Origin of the sequence: Streptomyces sp. Ru62, from assembly GCF_002920615.1 — a bacterium.
GTDB lineage: Bacteria > Actinomycetota > Actinomycetes > Streptomycetales > Streptomycetaceae > Streptomyces.
This window is the reverse complement of record NZ_PQSU01000047.1, coordinates 1-25,653: the sequence shown is the minus strand read 5'-3', so window position 1 is coordinate 25,653 and position 25,653 is coordinate 1. Positions and strand designations below refer to the sequence as shown.

Sequence of the window (25,653 nt, the reverse complement as noted above, 5' to 3'; positions counted from 1 at the left end):
CGTGAGCGACCGCCGGGACGCCGCCCAGCGGCCAACGGGACCTCCATCAAGTAAAGCGATCGCTGTACTTCGAAGAACGTAGCACGCCGCTGGAGGGAAGTAAAGCGATCGGTATACTTGTGACATGGCAACGAGCGAAAGAGCGGCGGCAGGAACACCTCGCCGAGGCGGGCGCGGGGCGCGGGAGCGCATCCTGCGCGCCGCGGTCGAGTTGTTCGCGCGTGACGGCATACACGTCACCGGCATCGCAAAGCTGACAGACGTGGCGCAGGTGTCGACTCGCACGTTCTACCAGCACTTCCCGAGCAAGGACGCACTGGTCAGCGCCTACCTGCAGCGTCTGGAGTCAGACCCGGACGGGCCCGTGCACGGTGAGACGGTTCTGGAACGCAGCGACCTCAGCGCGCGTGAGCGTCTGCTGGCGCTGTTCGCCGACTCTCCGCCGGCAAGGGTCGTGCGCGGCTGTCCACTGCACAACGCCGCCGTCGAAGCGGCCGGGACGATGCCCGAAGCCGCGGCACTGGTCGAGCGTCACAAAAGGGAGTTCACCGAGCGCCTGATCAAAACCGCCGCCGAGGCAGGCGCGCACGAGCCCGAAACTCTCGGACGGCAGCTCGCTGTGCTGTTCGAGGGCGCCAATGCCCTGTCCACCTCGCTCAATGACACGCTTCCGTATCGGGACGCCCGGGAACTGGCCAGAACGCTGATCGATCGGGCGACGGGAGGCACACTCCTCCCGTGAGACCGTGATCACCTACGCGGACGCGGTGTCCGCACGGCAATCCCTGAACGGGCCGACCCGCAGGCCATCCGGACGCAGTGGCTCGAGGCGTTCCCCGGCCGGAGCCCTCGGCCTCCCGGCCGGGGCAGGCCCGCCGGCCTCGGCCTGCACTGGACCCCGGTGACCGGCCCGACGCCCGTCTACCCGCACTCGCTCCCATGGCCTATGGCGCCCCGGCTTTCCGCGCCTGGCGCTGGCCACGTTCCACGCCCACCTCGCCGCCACCGCGTCCGGCCGTGCCGACGCCGGGACCCGGAGACCTGGCCGAGCGAAACCCCGCTGATGCGGCCGCTGCAGCGCGACTGCGACCGCCGGCTACTTGACCCCTAAGATGTAACCGTTACAGTTACGACAGGAGTGCGAGATGGGAGCGAACAGCAGGCTCACGATCGCGACGCATGCGCTGGCCTGGATCGGGCTGCACGAGCGGATGGGCGGCGAGGTGGCCACCTCCGAGCAGATCGCCAACAGCGTCAACACCAACCCGGTGGTGGTGCGGCGGCTGCTGGGAGAGCTGCGCGAGGCCGGCCTGGTCGAGTCCCGGCGCGGCGCGGGGGCCGGCTGGCGGCTCGCGCGCGCACCGGAGTCGATCACTCTGGCCGAGGTGTACCAGGCGGTCGAGGGCGGCCCGCTGTTCGCACTCCACACTGCCACTCCGAATCAGAAGTGCCCGGTAGGCCACGGCATCCGCACCGCGCTCACACCCGTGTACGACGAGGCCGAACAAACGTTGCGTGCACAGCTGGCCCGCACCAGCGTCGCCGACGTGCTCCGCGAGTCCATGACCGCCCTTTAGTCGCGTTGCGCGCCGCGCCCTGGCTCCATCGCACACCCTCAGTCATAACAACAATTGTTACGACCGAGTCGAGTTCCCGCCCCACGCATCCGAGGCCCGACTCCCTGACAGGAGCACAGTCATGACCACGCTGCAATACTCCGTGTACGTGGCACCGTCCAAGCCCGTGGTCTCGGACGACCTGCCTCCAGGCGAGGCGCGACGGATGTGGTCGCCCACCGCCTCCACCCTGATTCACGGTGACCGGGATGCGGTACTGGTCGACCCGCTGATGACCGTTGAGGAGTCGCGCGCCCTCGCCGACTGGGTGGGCGCGACCGGCAAGAACGTGACCACGATCTACGTCACCCACGCGCACGGCGACCACTTCTTCGGCGCTCCGGCGATCCTCGAACGCTTTCCGCAAGCGAAGATCGTCTCCACACCGGGCGTCGTACCGCTCATGGAAGCGCAGTACGGTCCGCGCTGGTTCGGAGGATTCTGGGAGCCGCGCTTCCCCGGCCAGATCTCCGGCGAGCGCGTGCGCCCCGAACCGCTCGGGGACGGCGTGATCGAACTTGAGGACGAGGAGTTGCGCGCGATCGAGCTGGGACACTCCGACACCGACGGCTCCAGCGCCCTGCACGTGCCCTCGATCGGCCTCGTCGTGGCCGGTGACGCCGTGTACGGCGACGTCCACCTGTACCTGGCCGAGTCCGGGGGCACCGGGCGCCGCGACTGGCTCGACGCGCTCGACGCCATCGAGCGGCTCGCGCCCGCGGCCGTCGTCTCCGGGCACCAGCGCGATGGCGACCCGCACAGCCCGGAGGACATCGCCCGCACCCGCCGCTACATCCAGGACTTCGACGAGGCCGCCGCTAAGGCCTCCAGCCATGAAGACCTGTACGGGGCGATGGTCGCCCTGTACCCCGACCGCGTGAACCGTGGCGTGCTGTGGAACTCCGCGAAGTCGGTCATGGCCTGAGCCACGCCCTGCGCTCCGTCCGGCCCAGGCAAAGTCGACCGCTGGCGGCCAGCCAACTCCCCGCCGGCCGACCCCCGTGCGCGCGGGGGCATTCCGCGGTCTGTCACGCGGCGGCTACGAGAGGACACCATGACAGGCGTAGGTGTTGTCGCCCTATGTCACGCGCCCATCAGCAGGGATGGTGAGGGTTACGGCTGCCTGGTTGGACTCGGCGGTTTCGTCGTAGCGGGTGGCGATGCCCGCCACTGCTTCGGCCGGCGGAAGCATCGTTCCACCAGGTTTCGCTGCTTGTGGAGCCGCGCCCTCCCCCAGGCGGAGCGGTTGGCCAAGGACGACCCCGACGGGCTACGGCAGGTGTTCACCGCCGTCGACCGCCTCGCCGACAACCCCCGCCCCGACGGCGCTCTCGGCAGCGCAGACCTGCTCCGCATGCATGTGGCCCGCTACCACGTGATGCAGAGATCACCGAGCAGCAGGTCCACGTCCGTCTCAGCCACCTCGCACGCGTGCGCTGACCAGCCCGATCCGTGTCGTGAGGAGCTGCGGCCGGGCGGGAAGCCGGCGCCCGGTCCGGCACCGCCGGGTTGAAGGCCCGCCGGAACCAAGGTTCGGCGGGCCGACGGGAGTCAGAGGGCTCCGGTCTCAGCACGGACGGATCAGCACAGGCAGGGCCTCGGCCGGCGCGAAACCGGGCGCCAGTGATCGCGCAGTTGGTGCAGGCCGACGAGGACACCGTCCGGGACGTGATCCACCGGTTCAACGAGATCGGCTGACCACCTGAATCGGCACCGTAACCAGGCCGAAAGAGATCGCGCCGGACCAGATCGCTCGAGGCATGCCACACCTTTCCTACTCGCCCCGAGCACCCCCAGCCTATGGACATCACCCACGGCCCGCACCGTGCCAGCACACCAGCGCCCGCCCACGCGGCGTACGCAAAAGGCCTGTGATCAGGCCACCCGTTCGGCTCCGTGTACGTGCCCTGGCAAGGGGCACCCCGCTGTATGCGTTGTGAATGCCCCCAGGGTGAGGGTGTCGCGGCCGGCCCCCGAGTCCGGTCGCTACACCCTCGCCGGGCACCGGCCCGGAACGTCGGCGAGCATCCGAATGGGGTGCGACGGGTACCGCACCCGGCTGACTCCACCAGGCACGAACGGAAGGTGGGCCGCCCCCGCACGAGGCGACCCACCCTGGACACGCCCGTCTTGCGGGCCGACGTCATCTACCGCCGTGCGAGGTCAGTCGCGGTGTCCGTCGCGATGGTCACCGCTGTGCCGCCAGCCGTCACCCCGGTGGCCGCCGCCATGACGCCAGCCGTCACCGCGGTGGCCGTCGCCGCGGTGCCGGTCGTCGCCGTGGCGGTCTCGGTCGTACCCCCAGGACACCTCGTCGACGAACCGGTCGCGGTCGTTGCGCAGGGTCGCGGTGTCAGAGCCGTTGTCCCACACGTACGCCCGCCGGTCCTGGTACACGTCCGTCCGGGTGTCGCGGCCGATGCCGGTGTGGACGCGGACGGTCGCGCGGCCGTTCAACCGGTAGTGGTCGAAAGTGTAGGTGTGGCCGTCCTCGTCGGAGAGGGTCCAGCCGTCCAGGTTCACCGCACGCCGCGAGTCGTTGGTCAGCTCCACCCACTCGGCGTTCAGCGAGCGGTTGGAGCGGTCGTCGCGGCCCGGGGAGTCGTACTGCACGTCGCTGATGTACACCGCCGGGCGGTACTGGCGGCCGTGGTGGTGGTCGTCGGCCGACGCCGGCAGCGCCACCGCTCCCACCACTGCAGCGGCCACGCCGGCGAGTACGGTCAGACGACGGACGGAAGAAGAAACGGACACGAAGGTCCCCCTTCAAGGTGCGCACACCCAGCCGAACGCGCGGCATCGAAGCCGCGGTTCAGCCAGGTGCGTTGTGCTGGTGCGCAGCCGGTCGGCCGCGCACCCACACCTTCCGGCCCGCGCCTCGAACTGTGAGGGATTGACGAAGCCTGTTACAGATTGAGCAGATTTCTGTGACACTCACCTGTAATGACCACTGATCGGCTGAATCGTGCAGCTCGGTGAGGCATCGGATGCCGGGCCCTTGGAACTACCGGCTTGAAGCGACGCATCGCCGGGCTGTGCCACCCCACCGTGACGAGCGCGCTCACCCGAAAGTGAGTAACAGCCCGGCCCGCCAATCGGGCCGCCGGACCGGTCGCTGGATGCGGCGGCGACTCGTTCTGAACGCGGTGAGCACGACGCGTGAGCCGTACGTCTGACAGGGCTTTGCAGCAGTCGCCAGGCCGTCGCCGTGCCGTCGGTCCAGGATTACTGGCCCACCCCCCGTGGGGGTGGCTCAATCGGCCTGTGGCGGTCTCAGCAGTTCGCGCTGTAGCGGATGCATTCGGGTGACGGGGTGTGCCTGGGTCCCACTCGTGACTGCGCGGCCGTCAGCGATCTGGCCGCCAAGAGAGCAACCCGCAGGTGTGCGAGCGCCGTTCAGCGGGCCTGGAAGATCGCGGCCAGGACTGCCAGGATGAGTACGGCAACCAGCAGCACCCGTACCCGCCCGATGTGGGCGAGGTCGACGGCGTCGATCCGCGAGGGTGAAGCCGCCGGGGACGGCGGGCCGTAGCGGGGCGGGTTTGAGGAATAGCCGGTGACCTGCGTGGTCGAGGCTGTTGCGGGCGTCGCCGGTGGAGTAGGCGGTGTCCCCGAAGACGTCGCGGGCAGTGTCCTCGTCGGCGAGCAGGTCCACACCGACGGCCGCCTCGTGATGCTCGGGCCCGGCCCCGGGCGTGAGGGCGACGGCGGTGTATAACCCGGTCTCCGGCTCGATCGCGAGGTGGGCTTTGTACCCGTCCTGCTGGTGGGTCCGGGTTTTGTGGACGTGCCGGGATTCGGGATCGACGGTGGAGATCGTCCGGTCGTAGGCCGTGCCGCGGGTGATGCGCCAGCGCCCGTCGCGGCCGTCGGAGTCCTCGGCCGGCTCCACATCCTGCCCGGCTACCAGGGCCAGCAGGCCGACCGCGTTCGCCGCCTTCTCGCCCAGCTCTTGCTCGGGCAGATGCCCAAGCAGCCGCAGCGCGTCGCCGACCAGAGCGTCAACGAGATCAGCGCGGGCTTGTTCGTCGTTCCAGGCGATGCGGGGCTTGCCGGGATCGGCGTAGTCATGGGCGGTGCACTGCACGACCGCGACCTGTTCGGCGCCGGGGACCTCGCGGATAACCGCGCGTACAGCGGCGATGAGCTGGGGGACGGTGTCCTGGGTGGCGACTGCGTCGTTCAGCACGGTCGAGTCCAGCGCCCGCCGGTGCTTGCCCTTGAGGACACCGGTGGCCTTCACCACCTCGCGCACGGCCTCGAAAACACGGTTGGGCTGCACCGAGCGGGCCAGGCGGCGGCGGAAGTACGCCAGCAGCGACGGATCGAACGCCATGTCGTGCAGCCGGAGCCCGCAAGCAGCCTTCCACCGCAAGTCACACCGCAGTTCCTGAACCGTCTCGAAGTCCGACAGCCCGTGCAGGGCCTGCAACGTGATCGCCGAGGCCAGGATCTGCGGCGGCATACTCGGCCGCCCATTCGTCGAGGGGTACATGTCCGCGAACATCTCCACCGGGAACAGCGCAGCACGATGCCCGGCCAGGAACGCAAACACACTGCCCGCCGGAATCAACTCCCGGCACATCTCCCACACATCCGGCCCGACCGTCTCCCCGGCCCAATCCCCCATCACCACAAGACGAGTCTGTCCCCACCGCTCACGCCGCGGGACAGAACCCAAGATCTTCATCGATCTTCTAGGTCTACTCGAAACGGAGTGAATCGGCTGAATAGCGTAGCGCTATTGACCTACGGTTGCGGTCTACTGCTGCGGACGGCGGAACTGGGGTTCGCCGCGGCGGCAGGGGGGATCGCGGTGTTCGCACAGCGTCTGTTGTTGGTCATGGCCATGCTGGCCGCGTTGGTGGGCGGGACTACGGTCGCCAACGCGGCCCCCGACTCGCCGAAATGGCGGGCGACGGCCGCGCCGAAGAGACATGTCACGCCCGGGAAGATGCGCTCGGACCGAGAGTCCGTACCGGACGGGTTCAGCAAGGCCGACGTCGACAAGGCCGAAACGATGGAGGCCCGCCAGGCCGCCGACGACGGCTGTCAGGTGTACTGGCCCGCACCGTACGAAGTGTGCGGCGCGATCCGGGACAAGTACAACGAGCTCGGCGGCCCGAACAGCTTCCTTTCCTTCCCGAATTCCAACGAGCTGACCAACCCGGACGGCTACGGCAAGCGCACCGAGTTCCTCAACGGGCCGATCTACTGGTCTCCGCAGGGCGGCGCTCACCCGGTGGTCAACCACTTCTTCGCCGCGTGGGCCCGCAACGGCTACGAAGCCGGAACACTCGGCTACCCCACCTCCGACGAGTTCGTGAACCCGGACAATGTCGGGCGTCGCCAGTACTTCGAGAACGGCACCATCTACTGGAAGCTCAATGAGGCGTACGCGGTGGGCGGCGCCATCCGAGACAAGTGGGGAGAGGCCGGCTGGGAAGGCGGCTACCTCGGCTACCCGATCAGCGACGAGTTCGGCACCCCTGACGGCCTCGGGCGGGCCACCCGCTTCGAGCACGGGATGGTCTACTGGACCGACGCCTACGGCGCGCACCCGGTCAGTGGCGGCCTCCTCGACAAGTGGACCCTGTCCGGCTTCGAGACCGGCCCGTACGGCTACCCGGTCGCCGACCAGCAGCCGCGCGGCTCGTCCTTCGATCAGGAGTTCCAGTTCGGCACCATGGGCTTTCCCACTGACCCGGTAGCCGGCGTGTACCCGGACGATGGGGACGCGGAGCCCACCGTGGACGAGGAGCGGCCCGTCACCTGGGCCGACTTCGCCGCGGACGCCAACACCAGCCCGCCCAACCCGACCGTCCAGGGCAAGATGGGCGACATCGACCCGTGCGAGACCGGCATGTCCTGCATCAAGGAAGACGTCACCCTGGCCCGCCTTGCCGACGACGACCCCGAGGACCCCAACATCGAAGGCCCCGACACTCAGGGCACGTTCATCCCCGGCTGGTGCACCACGGCCCCCTGGGACGGACAGTGGCGGGTCAACCGGAAGAACGCGTGCGGCGTGTGGCAGAACCAGGCAGTCATCGTCCACGACAGCAAGGGCGCCGAAGTCGGCCGGATCCCGTTCCTCGTGAAGTCCGGGTTCCTGAGCTCCCACAAGTCCGGGGAGATCCAGCAGGAGTTCCGCATCCGGTTCGGTGACTTCATGAATAAGGTCGGCACCCCGACCCTCCGCTACCAGCCCGACTACGTCGGCCACGGCTCCAGCGCCTACAGCGTCGACGGCCCCGCGAACGGCTCGGTCATCAAGCCCAACGCCACCAAGTCCCTCGTCATCAAGTGGAAGGAGCAGTCCCTGGCGGACAACACTTCCAAGGGCGTCTTCCTGAACATCGCCTACAGCTTCGGCAACCTCGATCCTGCCTTCACCTCGTCCAACACCGGAACCGTCCGTAACGGCATGTTCCGCTGCGACTCCACGATGAAGACCTCCCGCGGCAACTACCGGCAGGGCTGTGTCGTCGCCGGCTGGAAGCCCGAGTTCGAGCTGACCTCCGTCACCCCGGAACAGACCTGGCATGTCCAGGAGGCCATCGCCTCCGGCCTGCCCGGCGCCGCCGGCCGCCCCCTGCACCGCCAGGCCGACAAGGTCAAGCGGGACATCAACCGTCAGAAGTCCTGCCCCAAGTCCGGGTCTGTCCGTGACGGCCGGACCTTGACCGGCCGGTCCTGCGACGAGTACCCGTTCGCCTCCACCACCGAAGGCGCAGCCACCTCCAACGGGCCCGGCCGCACCATCCACGACAACTGCCACGTCCCGGACCTCCCGATCATCACCGGATCGACCGGCTACAGCGTCTGCATGATCGACGAGAGGCAGAACTCCCGCAGCGGCAGCTTGCTCGGGGCCTTCTACGGCAAGGAACGCGTCATCGACCAGGACGCGTTCACCATCAAAGCCTCCGGCGGCACAGCACCACCCAAGCCCTGATTAGCGGTAGAAGACCGATGAAGATCTTGGGTTCTGTCCCCGCGGCGTGAGCGGTGGGGACAGAACCCAAGATCTTCATCGGTCTTCTAGCTAGCGTCTGTGCCCCTCTGCTACCCGGCCAGACACCATCGCCTCCGGCCGGCCTCGGTCAGGGCGTCAGGTCGAGCACGCGGACCGGTTCACCGGTCCACCGTTCGGGTGCGGTGGTGGCGATGATCGCTCCGTCGGGGCGGTCGGGAGTCGGCTGGGCTGCGTACTGGCAGTGTGCCGCCGCCCAGGTGGCCTGCCGGGCCACGGCCAGCGCGGCCGGCAGGTCGAGGTCGAGCACGGTGATGCCCGGCAGCGCGGCCAGGTGTTCCGCGGTGCCGGGCCGGGCGCGGTCGGCTTCCACGAGCGCGCACGCCGGGGCGTACAGGTACCAGCCGCTCTGGATGTGGGCGCGGTGGATGAGTCGGGAGGCGAGAACGTTGCCCTGGCCGGCCGCGGCCATCGCGGTGTCGTCCAGGACGATGTGCATGGCGTCGCTCACCGGGCGGCCGCCCGGGCCAGGCGGCGGTCGAGCTCGCTGTCGAGGTCCTGTTCCTCGACCGCGGTGGGCGCGTAGCCGTTCCACTTCTTCAGCGCGGCCCGGGCCTGCTCGGCCCGCGCGGCCCGCTCGTCCGGGGTGAGCAGGGTGTCGGCGAGGCGGGCCAGGTAGGCGCGCAGCGACAGCCCCTCAGCGGCGGCTATGGCGGCCAGACGCTCCTTGGCTTCCTCAGGGATACGGACATTGGCATCGGACATCGTGGCGACTCCCTTCCACCTCCAGGATACGGGTACGTACCCGTACCCGTCACGACCGTCGTCCGCCCGGATCCCGGCGGCCCCGCCGCTTCGGCCCCGCCGGTCCGCTGTGAGCTTGGCGGGGGTCACGCTGTCCCTGACGCGCGAGAGGCACTCCTGATCCGGCGGCCGGCCGCGAGTCAGGCGGTAGGCGGCAGCGTCTGTCCGCCACATCAGGTAGGGCCGAACTCGTGAGCGGGGCCACCGCGCCACTGCACCCACTGCGGGTCGTCCAGGAGCGCATCGGGGTCGGCGACGCCGGCGCTTTCGAGGAACACCACCAGGTCGTGGTCACTGTAGGCGGTGCCAAGGAACTCATCGTGACCGTGGCGGTGCACGGTGACTCTCCGGCCGCCCGAGAGAGAGGGCCGGTGCACGACGATCGGCGCGCTGCTCACGCCTCCCAGCCTGCGCCGGGCCGGACGGGCGGGCGAGTCGGTCCGGGAACGGCCAGGGGGTGCGGCCGGCACCGCGCTGCCCCGCCTTCCGTGACCGGCAAAAAACCGGCCCCCTCATCCGTGAAGCCGATGAGGTTGAGCATTAGCCGTCTGGCGGACCGCCGGTCAGTTCGGCGTAGCGCCGGTCGGGTCGCGGCCCCGGCTGGTCGTTGCCCGCTGCCCGCCGAACCTACTCGGGGGGCGGGACTGGGACTGGGACAGCGGCGAGCGGCGAACAGGAGGAGACCGGCACTCCAGCAGGACTGCGGCACCGGCGCGCAGCAGGGACAAGAGGCGACCAGTACAGCCCGGCGGTCGGACGGCGCAGACCGGCAGGGAGGACGAACGAGATGAGCGGGGCGGCGGCACGGTGACGGAGACCCCGCAGGCGGCGGCCCGGCGACAGCGCGGCGGCGGACGGGCAGAACGCGACGGCGCGGGCGGCGAACGGTCGGTACGGGACCGGACGGGACGGTGGTGTCGCACTCGGCGCGGGGCGACAGACCGGGCAGCCGCCAGGCGGCACACGGCGACGGAGCACACGAGCCGCCGGCGCCGATGCCGCCGGGGCGGACGCGCACCCGAGATGCCGATGGCCCAGGGGGCGGGCGGCGCGCGAGGTGGGCGGGACGGCCGGCGGCCGACGATACGGCACGGCCGGGGGCCGCGCGGGACGAGAGCAGAGGGCCAGGGCGCGGTGGCGGGCCCGGCGGTGAACTCGGTGGCGGGGCGGACTGGCGCGGCCCAGGACCGGGGCTGTCCGGGGGGACGGCGCGGCCGAGGCGAAGCCGCGGGGAGGCGACGGCCCCCGGCGGCGTGGGGCCACGGGCAGCGGACAGGATGCCGCGAAGCCCAGCTGGACCAGTTGCGCTGCCCAGTTCTGAGCGGGGCAGCTGGATGCGGGCAGCTTGACCTGCTTGGAGCTGACGGCGTCGATGATCGGCATCAGCGTGCCCTTCGGGATGCGGCCCTCGTCCTGGAGCGCCTCCCAGGCCGTGCAGATTGCCAGGATGCACATGTCTCGGCCGTAGTTCCACTCGACGTGGATCACGCCAGCGTTCGTCTCGTGCGCAAGCAGGCACGTCCGGCCGGACCGCCGCCATCAGGCCTGCAGGTGGCGGCTCGCGGCAGATCGGGATCCGCCAGGCGCTCCAGCACGGCCCGAACCCCAGGGTTGAGCAGGACGGTGGCCGCGCACGGTTCAGCCTGAACCTCGGGCCCGCCCGTGGCGGCCAAAGCCCGCAACGAGCCAGCGGTCAGGTGGTCAAAGTGTCGATGATCGCAGCAGTCCGCGTAGTCAGGAACACGCGGTCGGCCGACCCTGCCACAGCCGCCCTCTGGACCCCATTGCGAACCGCGCTTCTCGGTGCGCAATTGACCGGCCGTCGAATCGCCGCGCGTCGATCACGGCTCAGCGAGGTCAGGCGGGGTGCTCCAAGCAGGACAGTACCGTCTTCCACCCGGCCGCAGGCGAGGCCCAGGAGGAGCATCCGGGCAGTTCCCGGAGCTGCGGCGATCGGGTAGGCATCCGAGGTCACCACAGCCGCCTCAGGCCAGTTGCACCGGTATGGCTGCGTTGCTACGCACGCGGCTCCCGGCCACACCCCCGGTGAGCCAGGCGAGCAACGGCTCTTCCACGCGAGGACCTCGGTAACGAGTGCTTCACGCGGAGCGCGGCCCAGCGGGAGGTTGGCGTCGGCCAGGCCCTGGGTCGTGGAGCACGGTGTGGGTGTCGCTCATGTACCCCTCGCGTCCGGCCGGCCTTGCTGGGCCGGGCGGGTCAGGTGCCGTCCTGGGCGACGGCCGCGCGGAACTCCTGCGTCATCAACGGCACCGAGCCGCGCTGCACGGGTGCCGGGCCCGGTTCGCCCCACACCTTGTGCAACGCCGCGCGCACCTTGTCGTTCATCGCCTCATCGACCACGGCCCGGAACTCGCCAGGCACCTCACGCGTGTCCTGGACGGCGACCATGGTGCCATGGCGGGTGCCGGTCCACCCGAGGGTGGTGACCTTCCAGCCGAGCTGTTTGGCCGCCTTGCGCATCGCGGCCCTGATCAGCTCCACCCCTCCCAGTCCCACAGCCTCTTCGTCGTCGAGGTTCACCTGGTAGTAGCCGCCGTATCCGCTGGCCCCGTCCGGGCAGGCCCGGCGCAGCAGCGGGACGAGGGCCTCGGCCATGGCGATGCAGCGCGGGTCCTTCGCGTACGACGGCACCGGGCGTCTCCTTCAGTGCGGTGCGGGCAGATGGGGCAGCAGCGTAGTGAGATCACGACGGACGCGTGCGGCCAGGACGGCCGGGTCGTTTGCGGTCCACTGGTGGGCCACGCCGACCGCGTCGGCCGCCTTGGCGCGCGAAGAGCCTTTGCGGGGGAAGGCGCCGCCGGTCACCCGGGCCGTGAAGGTTGCAGGCCCCGGCGGGCGCGGCAGGAACAGCAGTGGCTGGTGCGGGGTGAAGTCGAAGTGACCGAGCCGGGCGGCGGGCTCTTCCCCGGACAGCTGCGGCTCGGTCCACAGTCCGACACTGACCACCAGCCAGGCATGGGGGCGGTCCGGGTCGTTGCACAGCCACAGGTCGAACGTCCCGACCAGCAGCTGCTCCTCCCACTTCCAGACCTTGGCCCGCGGATCGAGGCCGGCGGCGCCGTCTGCGCGCAGCGGCATCAGCGCTAGCTCGAACGGCATGATCACGTCCGCGTACGCCTCGCGCACGGCCGTGCTGGCGGCGTGGTCCACCGTCAGCTCCCGATCCGGTGTGACCTCCCAGGTGAGGCCCTGCGGCAGCTGGCCGTCAAGGTACTCACGGATGGGACCGAGGACCCGCGGCAGACCGTCTTTGCCGCACCGGGCGTGCTCGGCTGCGGGCAGGCGGACCCACCATGCGTAGTAGGGCGTTCCGCTGTCATAGGAGTCGTAGTCGACGCAGTGCTCGTAGATACAGCCCAGCGAGGTGGCGAGTTGCGTCATCGTCTCCTGGGTGCGCTCATCCAGGTCCGGGTTCTCGCCGGCTAGCTGCTGCGGGTCTTGGGCCTCCAGCCGCCAGACCACCCAGTCGAAGTCCTCCCATACCTCCGCCCGCTTCATGCCCTGCGCCACTGTCCAGCCCCTTCGCCGGCCTGTTGCTGGTTGAAGGCCAGTACATCAGCGCAGAGAGCGGGTCGGGCCGGGTTCACGCGGACCGGACCCGGATGAGCGAAAGAGATCCGGCCGGTCTTTTCCCGGGCCGGGATGCGTGATGCCACATGGCCCGGACCGTAGCCCGCGACCCGCGCGACCCTCTGATCACCTGGGCAGTCAACGGCGCCGGCCTGGAGCAGACCGAGGTCAACGACACGGCGCACGTCTCGCGCAGCACCATCGCCCGTCTGCTGCCCTGAGGCTCGCCAACCGCCCCAGGCCGCCGACTCAGCGTGCGGGATTACGTTCCGACGCCGCCGGGCCCCTGAGTTCTTACAGGGCGCTGGGAGGCTGCTTCGGCTCGAAGACGCTCTGCGGGGTGTTCAGCTGGGGGGTGGACGTCTGGCGCAGTACCTGTGCCAGATCGCGGTGTATCCGGTCCGCTTCGCCGCGAACCTGGACGGGGATGTCGCCGCGTTCGGCGACGAGGCGGTCGTAGACGGGAGTTTGCGAGAACACGGTGGGACAGTTTCCCTTCAGCGGCCGGTGCGCCGGACTGGCGCAGCATAACGGCCCGGAAACCACCCAGCTTGAGGTGGGGCGTTCAGGCCAGGACGACGGGGGCGGTGTTCTCGGTGGTCCAGTCGCCGTCGAAGAGCGCGGCGACCAAGCGGGCGTGGTCGCCACCGGGGACACCGCTCACGACGTCGTCGACCGCGGTCCCGACCGGCCCGCCGCGGAAGCCGACTTCCGCCCCGCTCCCGGCGTCATTGCCCGCGCTGGCGAGGTCGCCCGCCACGCTGGCGCCGTCCTGGATGGCCGTCTCGGTCTGATCGGTTGGGACGCACAACGCCAGCGTGTGGTCCTTGGGCGGCAAGTAGAGTCACTGGGCGCGCAGCGCCTGAAGCCGATTCGGGCCGGGCGACAGGCCCTGGGTCAGAGCCTGCGGATGTGCCGGTCCAGCAGAGCCCGGATGCCGTCCACTCCCCCCGGTTCCTGCACGCCGCGTTTGGGCAGCACGGTCAGGCACGAGACGTTCTTGTCCCCGCTGAGCAGGACGAAGGTGTCGGGGGTCTCGGCGTAATGCGGGGCGGCGGTCCAGTTGAGCTGCCTGGAGCCGCCTGCGTTGCTGACGGTGGCGCCGAAGTCGTCGACCTTGGCGCGGTACGCCCCGTTCCGGGACGCGATTTTGTGGAACTGGCGGGCCATGAGCCAGGGCTGTATCACGAACAGCAGCACGACGAGCAGGCCAGCGATCACCAGCGACTGCATGTCGGGGGCCTCACCTTGCACCAGCGGCACCGCCGACGTTCCGACGAACGCGGCCACGCCGATCACAGCGAACTGTTGCGTCCGCCGGGCACGGCCCGACGCCTTGGCCCGCGCTTTGAGTGCCTGTCTCATGTCCTCTCGCGTCACCTGGTACTCCAGTTCGACGCACTCCCCCACCGTGGTTTCAGCACGGTCCTCCATGAGCCCTCCCCTTGGTCATCTTCGTGATCGAACCAGGGGAGGATATCTGGCGAACGGGTCAGTGACGCGCGCTAATTGGGAACAGGATCAGGTGGACTGTGTCGCAAGAAGTCCCTGCTCAGCGAGTGGCCCCCACCTCCTCGACCCGGTCAGCCTGTAACCGCAGCCAGGGCCGCACCGCGAGCTGAGGTGCCCGTGCGGGCGTGTGATGGTCGCCGGGGTACACGGCCCCGCGTTCGGCGACGGTGCCCGAGGCGCGGCCCGGCGTGCTCGGCTCTGGCCCAGGCCAGGACCAGCCGGAGCGCGTCGTCGAGGGGCAAGGTGGACGGACCGGCGGCAGCGCGCACCGTGCTCCCCGAGTGCCGGCCCGGGGTCAGCGCGCGGTGGTGACCGTGACGGGGTCGATGGGGCATGCGTCGAGGACGTCGGCCAAGGCGGTGTGTTCGGCCGGGTCGATGCTCAGGCTCCAGCGGACTTTGTCGGCGATCCAGTCGGTGACGTACTGGCAGCAATAGCCGGCGGCCAGCGGGAGCCACGTGGTGGGGTCATGGTCCGCCTTCGACCGGTTCGATGCGGCCGACACGGCGATCAGGGCGCGGTCGTCGCCGAGGTCGTTGGCGTACGCCTCACGCACCGCAGCCGTTCAAGCTGAGCGGTTCGTGCGAGCGACACGCCCGGCGTGGTTGAGAGATCCATCCACCCGGGCGGCATGTCGTGCCTGCCTCCGCCCGGCAGTTGCTCACGCAGTTCGGCCGTGATCCGGTCACGGCCGAGCACGGCGAAGAGAGCGGGGCCGAGGCGCGCCCCAGCGCAGCCATGCCATGGCCGGGGAGCGCTGACTGCTCACCGGCCGGGCCCGGGGACGGTGTCTGGTGCAGCCCTGCACCAGCGCCTGCCGCCTTCGAGCCGGAACCGCCCGACGGCACGACCTCACCTATCTGAAGAACACAGCCCCTTCAGCCCCTTCCCTCCTGGACGAACCCGTCCTGAGCTGTGCTTTCGTTCAGGGAAGTGCAAGGGCAGGGGTGGAAGCGGCAATCAGGCTCAGCCCTGTCACACCGGTGACAATTGGGCAGCAGGACCGGTCGAGTCGAGGCCTTCTTCCGGAAGGCGGCATGGGGCCTGCGGGGCGTCAGAGCTGTGCCGCTCCCACTCGGTCACACCGCCCACCACGCCCCCGGCTCGCCATCCTTGTCGGGGACTCCGTCAGGCAGTCGGTGGGCGCCGGGCATCCCGTGCAGCTGGTGACCGGCCGGTTCGCGGGCATGTTCTGCAGCTGGTATCCGCAGGAGTGGTGATCAAGCGACAGCGCGACCGCCACCGGGTGCGGTGAGTAGCATCCGGCTGCAACACCCAGGTGCAAGGAGCGTGCCGCCGTGGCCGATGAGCCCGAGAAGACCCCGATCCAGAACAAGTACGCCCAGCAATACGCCGAGGATCTCGCCGCCAACCGCAGGGAGCAGGGCGAGATCACCGCGCAGATCGCTGCTCTGCACGAGCGACTGGAGCGACTCAAGGAAGACGAGGCATGGCTGACTCAGGCCCAGGGCAGGCTGCCTGGGGCGGGCACGGCAGCATCCGAGGCGGAACCCGCTGCAGAGGCTGAAGGCGCCGCCGTGGCGGACCAGGCGCCCTCGGCGGTCGCGCAGAAGCGCGCGTCACAGGACGAGCCGTCCGTACCGGCCGGGACCGTCGCCAAGGCGCCCCGGCCTGTTCCCGCGCAGCGGGCCGAGACCCAGGACAAGCCGGCCACCGGGAAGAAGGCTGCCGCCAAGGACAGGGCCGCCGCGAAGAAGTCCACGGCGAAGACCACCGCGAAGAAGACGAGCACAACGAAGAAGGCCACGCCGAAGAAGACCACCGCGGCGAAGGCCCCGGCGAAGGAGGCTCCGGCGAAGGAGGCTTCGGCGGAACAGACCACGGTCGGGCAGGGCCCGGGGAAGAAGACCGGGGGCAAGAAGGCGGACGGGCCGGCCCTGCACGAACTCGTCCTGCTCCTGCTGCTGAAGTCTGCGGGACATCCGCACACCGTGCGCGAGGTCTTCGACGCGGTCAAAGCGGCGCACCCCGAACGGGCGACGTCCGTCCAAACGGTGCGCAACACCCTCGAACTCCTCGTGAAGAAGGGCCGCATCGAGAGGTCGCGCCAGCAGAAGGCGGTGATGTACACCGCACACCCCGGCCAGGACAGCGCAGCTGCTTCAGCAGACAGCACGGGCGAGACCGTGGGCGCCGAGCAGGTCGAGAACGACAAGGTCCCGGCGCAGGTCTAGGTTGTGGTGCGGCCCGGGGCGCCCGGGCGGCTGTGGCAGGCCGGCGGGCCGAGCGCCGCAACTGCCCGGGCAGCGGCAGGGCCGGCCAGGAGCTGGAAGACGGCCAGCGCGGCATCCCGGCCCTGGCCGTCCCGCACAGTTCGGGGCCTGGCAGGCTGCGGGCAGCCCGGATGCGCCAGGGCCCGGCACGGCGATCGCCCAGGCGGCTCCGGCCGGTCGATGCAGGCCAGGTCCGCGCGTCCCTGGCCTGCCCGCCGCTCGGCGCGCGGGCGGTGGGCTACACCGTCGGGGAGGCGTTGAAGTAGGTGTTGCGGTAGCCCTTGCCGTCGTTGTTCCAGTCCAGCTGGATGAAGCCGTCGGCCAGGTACTTGCCCGAGCCCGCCCGGTAGGTGATCGTGCCGGTCTTGTAGGAGCCGTTGCCCCAGGTGTTGCCGTGCTCGAGCTTGTACTCCAGGCCGGTGTAGTTCGCCGACTTCACGACGGGGTCGGTCCCGGCGACCGACTTCTTGATCTGGAGGTGGAAGCGGGCGGCGTCCAGCACGTCGGTCTGGTTGACGTACCAGACGGGGCCCTCGAACTTCACGTTGGCGTAGGCGTAGATGTAGCCGCCGGATCGCTTGGCGCACAGCGAGACGTTGAAGTTGTAGTTGTCGGACAGCGGCCCGCTGTAGGCCGGGTTGTCGACGGAGGCGCTGCTGGTCGTGCAGCGGTACTTGGCGGCGGAGGCCGTGGTGGCGGCGGAGGCCGTGGTGGCGGTGGCGAGCGTGGTTGCGGTGACAGCGGCGGCCAGCAGGGTCAGGGCGGTGCGCTGATACGCGGGCATCGGGTTGCTTCCTCCTGCGTCGGTCGGGATGCCAGGGAGCCTGGGGGTGGGCCGTGGCCCGTGACCGGTGTGTCGGCGGGGTGTGCCAAGAGCTGGCGCGGCGATCGCCTCCGGCGTACCGGGAGACGGGAACGGATGCTGGTGGTGCTGGCGGCGGCTCGTCTCACACGGCGGTGGCTGCCGGTGCGGGCGCGGGGCGGGCGCAGAGCAGCAGTGTGCAGCCGGCGGCAGCCGTCAGCGGGACGGCGAAGTGGCCGCTGAGCGGGCCGGCCAGGGCGGTGCCGCCTGCGAGCCCCAGACGCATGGCGCTGGAGATCCAGCCGACCGCCTCGGTGGACGTGCCCAGCGGGGCGAGCGTGGTGACTCTCAGGCTGGCGACGGTGAGCAGGGGGACGAACACGGCGCCCGGCAGCAGCGTCAGGAGGAGGACCGCGGGGGCGGGGAGCGGTGCGAGCAGGGGGAGCCACAGAGCCGCGTATGCGGCGCCCAGCAGCATGAGTTCGCGGGGGTTGGTGCCGTTCGCGGGCTGGAGGCGGGCGAACAGGGCGCCGCCGAGCAGCCCGGCGGCGGAGAACGCGGCGGGCAGTGCGCCCGCCGGCCAGGAGGCGTGCTGGCGGCCGGCCACGGCGATGGCGGCGACGTCGAGGGCCCCGGCCGTGGCGCCGAGGAAGACCAGGGCGAGCAGCAGGGGCCGCATGGCGGGTGGGCGCAGGACGCCGAGCCGTTCGCGGCGGCGTGGTGCGGCGTGCCAGGTGCGGGCGGGTGGGGTGGTGGCGAAGGAGAGGGAGCCGGCCACGGTGACGGCGGCGGCCAGGGCGAGGGCCGCAGCCGGGGACAGCCAGGTGGCCATCGCGATGGCCAGGGCGGGGCCGGTGACGTAGACGATCTGCTGGGTGGCCGAGTCCAGGGTGCAGGCGGTGCGTACGTGTGCGTCGTCGGGCAGCACTACGTGCCACAGGGACCGCAGTCCGCCCTCCAGCGGTGGGCATCCGGCTCCTGCCAGGGCGACGCACACGGCGGCCGGCGGCAGGTGGGCGGTGCCCGCGACGGCCAGGGTGCCGAGCACGGAAGCGACCAGCAGCGCGCCGAGGCAGCAGGGCAGGAGCAGGCCGCGCAGGTCGGCCAGCCGTCCCAGCAGCGGTAGTCCGAGCGCCGGGGCGATGCCGTAGAGCGCGGCCAGCAGTCCGGCACTCGTCAGAGAGTGGCCGTCCGCCTGCGCCGCCAGGATCAGGGCGACGGGCACCATGCCCAGCGACAGGCGCCCGGCCACCGAAGCGACCAGCAGGCGGCCGCAATACCGGTGCCGCAGCACGTCACGGAAGGACGGCGGCGTGGTGCGCGGTGCCGGCCGGGTGGCCGCCGGACGGCTCGGGAAGGACGGCTGTGGTGCGGCGCCCGGCGTCACGGTGGTGCGGGGGACGTCGCGGACGTGCGCGTGGGCCATCGCCTGCCTGCCTCAAAGGTCCGGGGGTCTCGCGGCGAGCCGCCCGCACGGCCGGTTCGTCAGGGGGCCGCGCGGGCGGCGGCGGCAGGGGGAGCCGCTGGCGGTACAGCCCAGCAGGGCACACAGTGCGGTCTCAACGCCGCTTCCCCGGCGGCGGTCGGCGTCGGGCGTCTCGTCGCAGCCTCTGGCGCGGCGTTCCCCCTCACCGGTCCGCCTCACGGGTCCGCCGCCGGGGGGGCAAGCGCGGCCAGGGACAGCGTCGATACCTCGCCCGCTGGGTGGGGCGGCGTCGGCAGGGCGGCGGTCGGCGCGCCGTCAGTGCCACCCGCGCGCGGTGTGCCCGTGCGGGCGGCCCGCGGCGGCGTCCTTGGCGGGGTGCCGGACGCAGGGCGCAGCGCGGACGGATCAGCGCAGGGCCACCGTCTGCAGGTGGGCCGCTGCGGCGGGCTGTCGCGCGAGAGGACGGTCGTTCGGAGGGGCTGTGTAGGTGTGGGTGGTGGTCCACAGCGCGCCGTAGGCGGCCTTGTAGGCGCGCTGGCCGTCCGCGGCTGTCGTGCGGCCGAGGTCGAGCAGGGTGCGCCCCTCGTCCGTCAGGTCCTCGCACAGCCTGTGCAGCAGGGCGTGCCCCGGCGCCAGGCCGCCATGTGCGGGATCCATCGCGGTGATCACGGAGTGGACGCGGTCCCCGCGCCGCAGGCACAGCTGAGCCGCGACCGGGTGGGTGTCGAGGGTCAGGGTGGCGATGAACGCGGTGGGAGCGCAGTGCGCGAGGACCTGTCTCCAGGGCAGTGCGAGGTCGGCCGTTCCGGCGGCGGGGGCCCGTGGTGCGTTGCGGCGGCGGAAGAGGGCCTGAAGCACGTCGCAGGCGGCGAGGAGTTCGGGTGTAGTGCGGGTGCGGTGGTATCCGACACGGTCGCCCAGCGCCTCGATGGCCCTGCGGCGGCATGTGTGGTCGCGCCGGGTCGAGCGGGACAGGCTGGTCAGGTCCAGTGGCAGCGCGAGCGTGGCGTAGAGGGTCTGTGTGTGCGGGCGGCCCCACCGGCTGGACGCCTGCCGGTCCAGGACAGAGCCGGCCGCCACATCGGCGATCAGCACGTCGTCGGCAAGATGGGGCAGGCGCCGGACGAGGACGCTCACCGCTTCCTTGCTCTCGCCGACGGGCCGGACTTGTTCGCACGCGGGCCAGGACAGCGGTGTGATGCGCGTGCGCCCGGTGCGGTCGGCCTCGCGGACCAGGGCGAGAGCCGCAGCGGGCCGCCGGCCGGCCACGGCCGCCACAATCAGCGGCTCACAGGAGGCAGGCAGATGACGGGCCCATGCCAGCAGCCAGTCCGGATCCTGGTACACGGTGGCCGCGGTGTCCCTCTCCGCCAGAGAGGGCCACACCCCCGCAAGGAAGTCAAGTGCCGCCTTTCCGCAGTACTCACGGCTTCGAAGACGTCCGGCCGCCCGGCCGGCGTAGTGCTGTGGCCTCATGCAACGACACAACACCCGGTATGTGAAGCGGCCGGGTCTGGCTTGCCGAGGCTGTTCCCTCGTGCGGGAGGGCAGGCGGCATCACGGTGTGCGGTGTTCCGCCGGACGGGCTGCGTTCCAGACGGGCGCAGTGCAGCGACCCGGTGGCATCAGCAAGCGGCGGCATCCGCGCGAAGGGAATGCCGCCGCTTGATGATGGTCCGCGCTGTTGACGCGGAAAGGGCTTACCACCAGTCGTTGAGGTCGCCGCGCACCCAGCCCTTGACGCCCTCGTTCGGCCCCGACGTGACCTTGATGTAGTCCCAGGAGAGCTGGCGGGGGATGCTCCGGTAGCAGTAGACCGTAGGTGCGGGTGTTCCTGGCGAGCAGGCCCTTGGCCGCGTACTTGGTGCCGGGGCCGCTGCGGAGGTTGACGCCGTTGCTGTTGATGTGACCGTCGAGGTCGTACCACGCGGAGTTGCAGCCGCTGGAGCCGACGGCAAAGGCGGTGGGCGCCGTCGCCAGTACCCCGCCGGCCAGGGCGAGGGTGGCCCCGGCGAGAGCGGCGAGCCGCGAACGGCGGCGAGCAGGACGGGGCTGGGCGCGCGTGAGGGGCATGGAAGACCTCCTTGCTCAGGCAGGTGAGAGGCGGGGACGGGGCGTCGGGCGGCGGGGGTCAGCCGGCCAGTTCCTGCAGGCCGTCCTGTCGTATCCAGCCCTTGGTGCCTTTGGGCAGACCGGACGCGGAACGGCGCGAGAGCTGGGTGAACACCCAGCTGTTGCGGCTGCACAGCACGGTCAGCTTGTCACCGCGGTAGAGGTAGCCGCGGCTGGTGTATCCGGTGCCCGGGCCGGTGCGGTCGTTCCAGCCGTTCTTGCCGACGGTGCCGCCGAAGTTGCCGACGTTGACACTGCACTTGCTGCTCTCGCCCACGGCGTGCGCGGCCGGGGCGGTCGTCACGGTCAGGGCGGCGGCCGCCGCCATCGCCAGGACGGCGGGAGCGGCTGCGCGGGTGGTGATACGGCGGATCATGAAAAGCCTCTCGCTGGACGTGGGGGCGGATACGGATGACAGCCGGGAGGGGAGCAAGACCGCCCGGTGCCGGTGATGCGGCACCAAGTGGCCGGGTGGGGGCGGTGGTTGATGGTCACCCGGGCGTGTGCTGGACGGGCTTTAGAACGGGCGGGGGGCGGGCCAGCGGCCGTAGGGGGTTGGCGCACTGGTAGACGACGTAGCCGCGGACCTTCTTGCCGTCGGAGCGCCGGGTCACCGTGCCGTGGGTCCACCAGTTCTTCTCGTGCGAGACCATCCGGTCGTAGGCGACCTTGTCTCCCCGGTAGCCGATGCCCAGCACGGTGGCCGTCGTCGAGGGCGCCGTGCGGATCTTCGCGGCAGTGCAGCTGATCTTCGTGTGGCCGGTGGCGGCCTGGGCCGTCGCGGCGGTGGCGAGGCCGCTGACGGCGACGGCCAGTGCCAGGATGCCGGCCGCGACGGAGCGTTTGACGCGCTGGTGAACTGTCACGCGGGACTCCTTGGTGTAGGGAGGGAGTTGGACCGGGCTCGCTGGCGTGCCGGCGGATCCGCCCGCGCCGTCAGCAAGGTGAGCACCCTCGTGTCCGGACGTCACCGATCCTTGGTGACCGCAAGCGGTGCTGATGTCGTCCGGCTGCCGGGCTCCCACCTGCTGAGTGCGCGATGTGCCGGGCCTTCCCCTCAGGCGGGATCCGCGAGGCGCGGCAGGCTGTCCGGGCAGCCGGCAGGGCTCGACGGGCGTGCGGTTCGTCAAACGGTCCGGTGCAGCCGGGAGGTGCGCCGGATCCTCCCCTGGCGCGCGGAGCGGGCGGGCGGCCCATGTCAGTGCCCGGGCGGCCCGTACGAGCCGGGAGGCGACGGTGCTCAGCTTCTCGTCCACCGCTCCGATGGGGAGGTGAGGGAACCTGCGGCCAGGGCCTGGCTGTGGGCCTCGTCGTGGGCGGTGAGCTGGGCTGGGCTGGGCCCGTACCGGGCGGCGGGCCGGGTTATGGCCTGCACACGGGCGCGGATGTCCTTCTCGTCGAAGGGAGTACCGGCTGTCTCGGTGTCCTCCAGTGCGTGGCGGGCGCGGGTCAGCAGGTCGGTCTCGGTGCCGGTGGTGGTGCGGCGGTGGGCGGGCACCGGCTGCTGGAGGAGGTAGTGGATCTGGCCGTCCAGTGCCTGTGCCGCGCGCTGAAGGGTGCCGAAGGCTTCGATGACCCGGCGCTGGGTCTGTGCGGCCGCGACGGGGGCGAGTTCCTCGGGCAGATGGCGGGGGGCCGGTGCGGGGAAGACCAGGCGGCCGAGTGCGTCGTGCAGGAGGTGCAGCTGGCCCTCCCGGGCGGCCAGGTAGGAGGTGGCGGCGTGCAGCCGGTCGGGGTCGGCGATGTAGTCGGTGCTGTCCTCGGCTGTGATCGCGGCGCGCTGCGCGGCCAGGTCGTCGACGGCTTGCTGCGCGGTAGCGGCCTCCTGCCGCCAGGCGGCGGCCGGGCCGCTGACAGCCAGGGGTCGGGCGGGGGCCGGGAAGGCGTTGAGGAGCTGCTGTGCTTCCTGCTCGCGTCCGGAGTGCGCGGCGGCGGTGTAGACGCGGACGGTGTCGCGGGCCTGGGCCAGGTGCGCGGCGCGCGGCGCGTCGAGGGCCGGGACGGGCAGGGCCGATGCGGGCAGGCCCAGCGGGGCGCCGTCGGCTCGCCGGTCGCGCAGGTAGTCGGTGATGTCCGGTTCCAGGACGGCCCGCAGTTGCTGGGCGTGCGCGTCGCGCAGGGCGATCTGGTCGAGGAGCCAGTCGGCCGTCTGCCTGAGTGCCGGGACGTCGGCGGCCAGGGATTCGACGGTGTGCCAGTCCTCGATCAGCTCGGCGCGCGGGCGGGAGACGCGCTTCATCCGGTCGGACAGCTCGGCGATCCTCAGCCCAATACTGAGGACCAGGTCCGCGGTGGCCTCGTCCTGTTCGCCGGCGCGTTCCAGGCTCCGGTCGAGCACCGCGGGCGGCGGGTAGCCGGCCAGGGCACGCATGTGACAGGTCCAGGCGGCACCCGCGGCGATCCACCCGAGCTCCAGGCCCTGCGGCGCCTGGGCGCAGCGCCGGTAGAGCCAGCCGGCCAGCATGTCGGTGAGCCGGGCCTGGTCGACGGCCGGGTCGTGCATCAGATCGGCGGCCAGTTCGCCGGGTGTGTGCTCGCGCAGGCCGCCGGGCTCGGCGGTGACGACGGCCAGCTGCCGCACCCCGTCGTCCAGCTGAAGCCAGCGGCGCAGCGTCTCGGCCCGGCCGTGGGCGACCTCCTCCAGCGTGACGCGCGTGAGGTCGGCACCGGCGCGGGCGACCCCCGTCTCCCCCACCCGGGGTGCCTCCGCTTCCATCCAGGCGCCCGTCTGGCTGCCCTCGGCCACCCACGCCAGGGCGTAGGCGGCCTCTCCCCGCTCGGCAAGCCAGGCAGGGAAGTCATCGGCCAGGGGGGCGGGCTGCTCGCTCATCGAAAGAGGACTCCTGCTCGGCAGTGGGGCCGCCGAGCGGGCCGTGGACGGCGGCTGACGGCAGCTTGCCGCGTGGGCGCGGTCCGCCGACCTGCACGCCGGGCCGGTCCCGTCACACGGGAACGGGAAGGCAACCATCGGCAGGTGTGTCCCGCCCTGCGGGACACACCCGGGGAAGAGGACTCGCGCGGGGCGGCCCTGGGGTGAGAGTGAAGGTACGAGCGGCACTCGGGAGGGCTGACTGGTCTTCGCAGAGGGGGGATGCCGGGCCGATGTGCTACCTGCTCGGTACTGGGCATCGCTCGCCGGGTGTCGACACCTGCGCCACCGTAGCCCTCATCGAACTACGCCGGTCGGCCACCGTACGGAGTCAGTGGCATCGTCTACTGTCCCTGGCATGACCAAAGGGCCGAAATCCGCTGAGCAGGCATGGGTGTTGGAGGTCGTCATCCGGACCGCCCCGGCCGCAGACCCTCAGTGGCAGGAACAACTCGCCAGGCTCCGCGAAGTCGCCTCTTACGACCCGGACACCCAGACGTGGCAGGCCCGTCTCGGCGCGCTCGACCTGGCCGGCGTGCAGGTGATGCAGACCCTCTTCGACGCCGCGCGCATCCACGGCACCGAGGTGTGCCTGACACCCGTGGCGGTCCCGGCGTACTGGAACGGCCCCACCTTCACACAGAGCCCTGACGTGGCCGCTGTACTGGAGGCACAGGCCGACCGCGGTCGGCCACTTGGCCAGCTTCCTTTGGCGTGATCGGCCCGCACCGGGCATCCAACGGGCGTGTGGCTTGTAGCCGACGGGCGGTGCGGGGGCCGGAGTGCGGTTGACTGGTCCACGCAGGCGGACCCGCGCGATGTGGCGGCTCTGTGCCGACCGACGCGCGTACCTGCCCGGACAGGTACCGATGAACGTGCCGGGTGCCGGCTCCCTCAGCTGGTTACCGAGCAGGCAGCCCGGCCTTGGCACGCCAGTAGTCCGGGTCGTGAGGATTGGCCAGCCAGCAGGCCACACTCACAGCGATGTCGAGCGGGAGTCCGCCCGCGTCTGCCCACCCCCTGAAGCAGGAACTCCTGTTGCCCACCAGGCCACCTTCCCTTTGGTGGGCTTGATGACATCCAGTTGGCGGATGATCAACACCCTCTCCACCGCCCCGGGGAGAGCGGCGTCCGGCTTTCACGGCACCTGTTCGAGGCCTTGCCCCTTACATGCGGTCCGCGTTGCCGCCGTGCGCGGCAGGCGGACAAGGTCACGGCGACGGAGTGCCAGGATCAAAGCGGAAGTGGTACATGCCGCCGTGGCCGCCAACGACGATGCTGGCACTGGAAGGCAGCCACCGGCAGCACCGCACCGAATTGTCGGTTCGCATCATTGCCGCAGGCTCCCAGGTGCCCGTGTTCCAAATCCGGACCGACCGGTCGTCGCCGGTGGTGGCGAGCCAGGTGCCGTCAGGGGAGATCGCCACCGAGTGGACCCATTCGGTGTGGCCGGTGAGGGTGGTGGTCTCGGTGCCGGTGGCCGGGTCCCAGATCCGCACCGACCAGTCGTTACCGCCGGCGGTGGCGAGCCAGGTGCCATCAGGGGAGATCGCCACCGAGAGCACCGGACCGGTGTGGCCAGTAAGGCGGGTGATCTCGGTGCCGGTGGCCAGGTCCCAGATCCGCACCGACCCGTCGCTGCCGCCGGTGGCGAGCCAGGTGCCGTCAGGGGAGATCGCCACCGAGAGCACCGGACCGGTGTGGCCAGTAA

General features: G+C 71.0%; 24 protein-coding genes and 1 pseudogene. 7 read left to right on the top strand and 18 right to left on the bottom strand.

Going from position 1 to position 25,653, the window contains the following annotated elements:
• Positions 1–124: 124 nt before the first annotated feature.
• From C3492_RS39765 to C3492_RS39755, 3 genes are all read left to right on the top strand, one after another.
• Positions 125–742, top strand: a complete 618-nt coding sequence (locus C3492_RS39765; protein WP_103817474.1) for a TetR/AcrR family transcriptional regulator — start codon at positions 125–127, stop codon at positions 740–742.
• 403 nt (positions 743–1,145) lie between these two features.
• Complete coding sequence (locus C3492_RS39760; protein WP_103817473.1) at positions 1,146–1,577, top strand: Rrf2 family transcriptional regulator; 432 nt, start codon at positions 1,146–1,148, stop codon at positions 1,575–1,577.
• A gap of 121 nt (positions 1,578–1,698) precedes the next feature.
• On the top strand, positions 1,699–2,541 hold the full coding sequence (locus C3492_RS39755; protein WP_103817472.1) for an MBL fold metallo-hydrolase: 843 nt from the start codon (positions 1,699–1,701) through the stop codon (positions 2,539–2,541).
• 1,238 nt (positions 2,542–3,779) lie between these two features.
• Here C3492_RS39755 and C3492_RS39740 read toward each other — a convergent pair.
• Both C3492_RS39740 and C3492_RS39735 read right to left on the bottom strand, forming a co-directional pair.
• Positions 3,780–4,325 (bottom strand): lamin tail domain-containing protein, encoded by a 546-nt coding sequence (locus C3492_RS39740; RefSeq protein ID WP_181140798.1) that lies wholly within the window; start codon positions 4,323–4,325, stop codon positions 3,780–3,782.
• 784 nt (positions 4,326–5,109) lie between these two features.
• Positions 5,110–6,246, bottom strand: a pseudogene (locus C3492_RS39735) (transposase); the annotation flags it as partial.
• 186 nt (positions 6,247–6,432) lie between these two features.
• Here C3492_RS39735 and C3492_RS39730 point away from each other — a divergent pair.
• On the top strand, positions 6,433–8,574 hold the full coding sequence (locus C3492_RS39730; RefSeq protein WP_146075788.1) for a hypothetical protein: 2,142 nt from the start codon (positions 6,433–6,435) through the stop codon (positions 8,572–8,574).
• A gap of 148 nt (positions 8,575–8,722) precedes the next feature.
• Here the strand turns inward: C3492_RS39730 and C3492_RS39725 are convergent, their stop codons facing one another.
• The 5 genes from C3492_RS39725 to C3492_RS39700 form a co-directional block, all read right to left on the bottom strand.
• Complete coding sequence (locus C3492_RS39725) at positions 8,723–9,091, bottom strand: hypothetical protein (protein WP_103817468.1); 369 nt, start codon at positions 9,089–9,091, stop codon at positions 8,723–8,725.
• A gap of 8 nt (positions 9,092–9,099) precedes the next feature.
• Positions 9,100–9,357, bottom strand: a complete 258-nt coding sequence (locus tag C3492_RS39720; RefSeq protein WP_103817467.1) for a hypothetical protein — start codon at positions 9,355–9,357, stop codon at positions 9,100–9,102.
• Positions 9,358–9,569: 212 nt separating this feature from the next.
• Positions 9,570–9,794, bottom strand: a complete 225-nt coding sequence (locus C3492_RS39715) for a hypothetical protein (protein WP_103817466.1) — start codon at positions 9,792–9,794, stop codon at positions 9,570–9,572.
• A 1,819-nt stretch (positions 9,795–11,613) separates the two neighbouring features.
• Entirely contained in the window at positions 11,614–12,048 is a 435-nt protein-coding gene (locus tag C3492_RS39705; RefSeq protein WP_258056179.1) for a hypothetical protein, read from the bottom strand.
• Positions 12,049–12,060: 12 nt separating this feature from the next.
• On the bottom strand, positions 12,061–12,927 hold the full coding sequence (locus tag C3492_RS39700; protein WP_146075787.1) for a hypothetical protein: 867 nt from the start codon (positions 12,925–12,927) through the stop codon (positions 12,061–12,063).
• Positions 12,928–13,073: 146 nt separating this feature from the next.
• Here C3492_RS39700 and C3492_RS46420 point away from each other — a divergent pair, with 146 nt between their 5' ends.
• The gene (locus C3492_RS46420; RefSeq protein WP_258056178.1) at positions 13,074–13,208 is read left to right on the top strand and encodes a hypothetical protein; all 135 of its coding nucleotides are present in this window, start codon (positions 13,074–13,076) and stop codon (positions 13,206–13,208) included.
• A gap of 73 nt (positions 13,209–13,281) precedes the next feature.
• Here the strand turns inward: C3492_RS46420 and C3492_RS39695 are convergent, their stop codons facing one another.
• The 4 genes from C3492_RS39695 to C3492_RS39680 form a co-directional block, all read right to left on the bottom strand.
• Positions 13,282–13,467 carry a hypothetical protein gene (locus C3492_RS39695; RefSeq protein WP_030940675.1) on the bottom strand — a complete coding sequence of 62 codons (186 nt, stop codon included), beginning with the start codon at positions 13,465–13,467 and terminating at the stop codon, positions 13,282–13,284.
• A gap of 85 nt (positions 13,468–13,552) precedes the next feature.
• The gene (locus C3492_RS39690) at positions 13,553–13,798 is read right to left on the bottom strand and encodes a hypothetical protein (protein ID WP_103817464.1); all 246 of its coding nucleotides are present in this window, start codon (positions 13,796–13,798) and stop codon (positions 13,553–13,555) included.
• Positions 13,799–13,884: 86 nt separating this feature from the next.
• On the bottom strand, positions 13,885–14,421 hold the full coding sequence (locus tag C3492_RS39685) for a YcxB family protein (RefSeq protein ID WP_103817463.1): 537 nt from the start codon (positions 14,419–14,421) through the stop codon (positions 13,885–13,887).
• A gap of 373 nt (positions 14,422–14,794) precedes the next feature.
• Positions 14,795–15,055 (bottom strand): HNH endonuclease, encoded by a 261-nt coding sequence (locus C3492_RS39680; RefSeq protein WP_181140796.1) that lies wholly within the window; start codon positions 15,053–15,055, stop codon positions 14,795–14,797.
• 742 nt (positions 15,056–15,797) lie between these two features.
• Here C3492_RS39680 and C3492_RS39675 point away from each other — a divergent pair.
• Positions 15,798–16,694, top strand: a complete 897-nt coding sequence (locus C3492_RS39675; RefSeq protein ID WP_103817462.1) for a BlaI/MecI/CopY family transcriptional regulator — start codon at positions 15,798–15,800, stop codon at positions 16,692–16,694.
• A gap of 277 nt (positions 16,695–16,971) precedes the next feature.
• Here the strand turns inward: C3492_RS39675 and C3492_RS39670 are convergent, their stop codons facing one another.
• The 6 genes from C3492_RS39670 to C3492_RS39640 all read right to left on the bottom strand — a co-directional run bounded on the left by C3492_RS39670 (position 16,972) and on the right by C3492_RS39640 (position 23,903).
• Positions 16,972–17,517 (bottom strand): hypothetical protein, encoded by a 546-nt coding sequence (locus C3492_RS39670; RefSeq protein WP_103817461.1) that lies wholly within the window; start codon positions 17,515–17,517, stop codon positions 16,972–16,974.
• Between the two features lie 163 nt (positions 17,518–17,680).
• Positions 17,681–18,961, bottom strand: a complete 1,281-nt coding sequence (locus tag C3492_RS39665) for an MFS transporter (protein ID WP_103817460.1) — start codon at positions 18,959–18,961, stop codon at positions 17,681–17,683.
• A gap of 405 nt (positions 18,962–19,366) precedes the next feature.
• The gene (locus tag C3492_RS39660; RefSeq protein ID WP_181140795.1) at positions 19,367–20,347 is read right to left on the bottom strand and encodes a GNAT family N-acetyltransferase; all 981 of its coding nucleotides are present in this window, start codon (positions 20,345–20,347) and stop codon (positions 19,367–19,369) included.
• 745 nt (positions 20,348–21,092) lie between these two features.
• A complete protein-coding gene (locus C3492_RS39650) occupies positions 21,093–21,449 on the bottom strand; it encodes an SH3 domain-containing protein (RefSeq protein WP_103817458.1) in 357 nt (118 codons plus the stop codon).
• 115 nt (positions 21,450–21,564) lie between these two features.
• Positions 21,565–21,939 (bottom strand): SH3 domain-containing protein, encoded by a 375-nt coding sequence (locus tag C3492_RS39645; RefSeq protein ID WP_103817457.1) that lies wholly within the window; start codon positions 21,937–21,939, stop codon positions 21,565–21,567.
• A 374-nt stretch (positions 21,940–22,313) separates the two neighbouring features.
• Positions 22,314–23,903, bottom strand: a complete 1,590-nt coding sequence (locus C3492_RS39640) for a hypothetical protein (RefSeq protein ID WP_103817456.1) — start codon at positions 23,901–23,903, stop codon at positions 22,314–22,316.
• Between the two features lie 397 nt (positions 23,904–24,300).
• Between C3492_RS39640 and C3492_RS39635 the strand changes: the two genes are divergently transcribed.
• Positions 24,301–24,660: a hypothetical protein gene (locus tag C3492_RS39635; protein ID WP_146075786.1), complete on the top strand. Its 360-nt coding sequence runs from the start codon at positions 24,301–24,303 to the stop codon at positions 24,658–24,660.
• Positions 24,661–25,153: 493 nt separating this feature from the next.
• Here the strand turns inward: C3492_RS39635 and C3492_RS39630 are convergent.
• The coding region (locus C3492_RS39630; RefSeq protein ID WP_374938425.1) for a WD40 repeat domain-containing protein at positions 25,154–25,653 on the bottom strand (500 nt) is incomplete at its 5' end.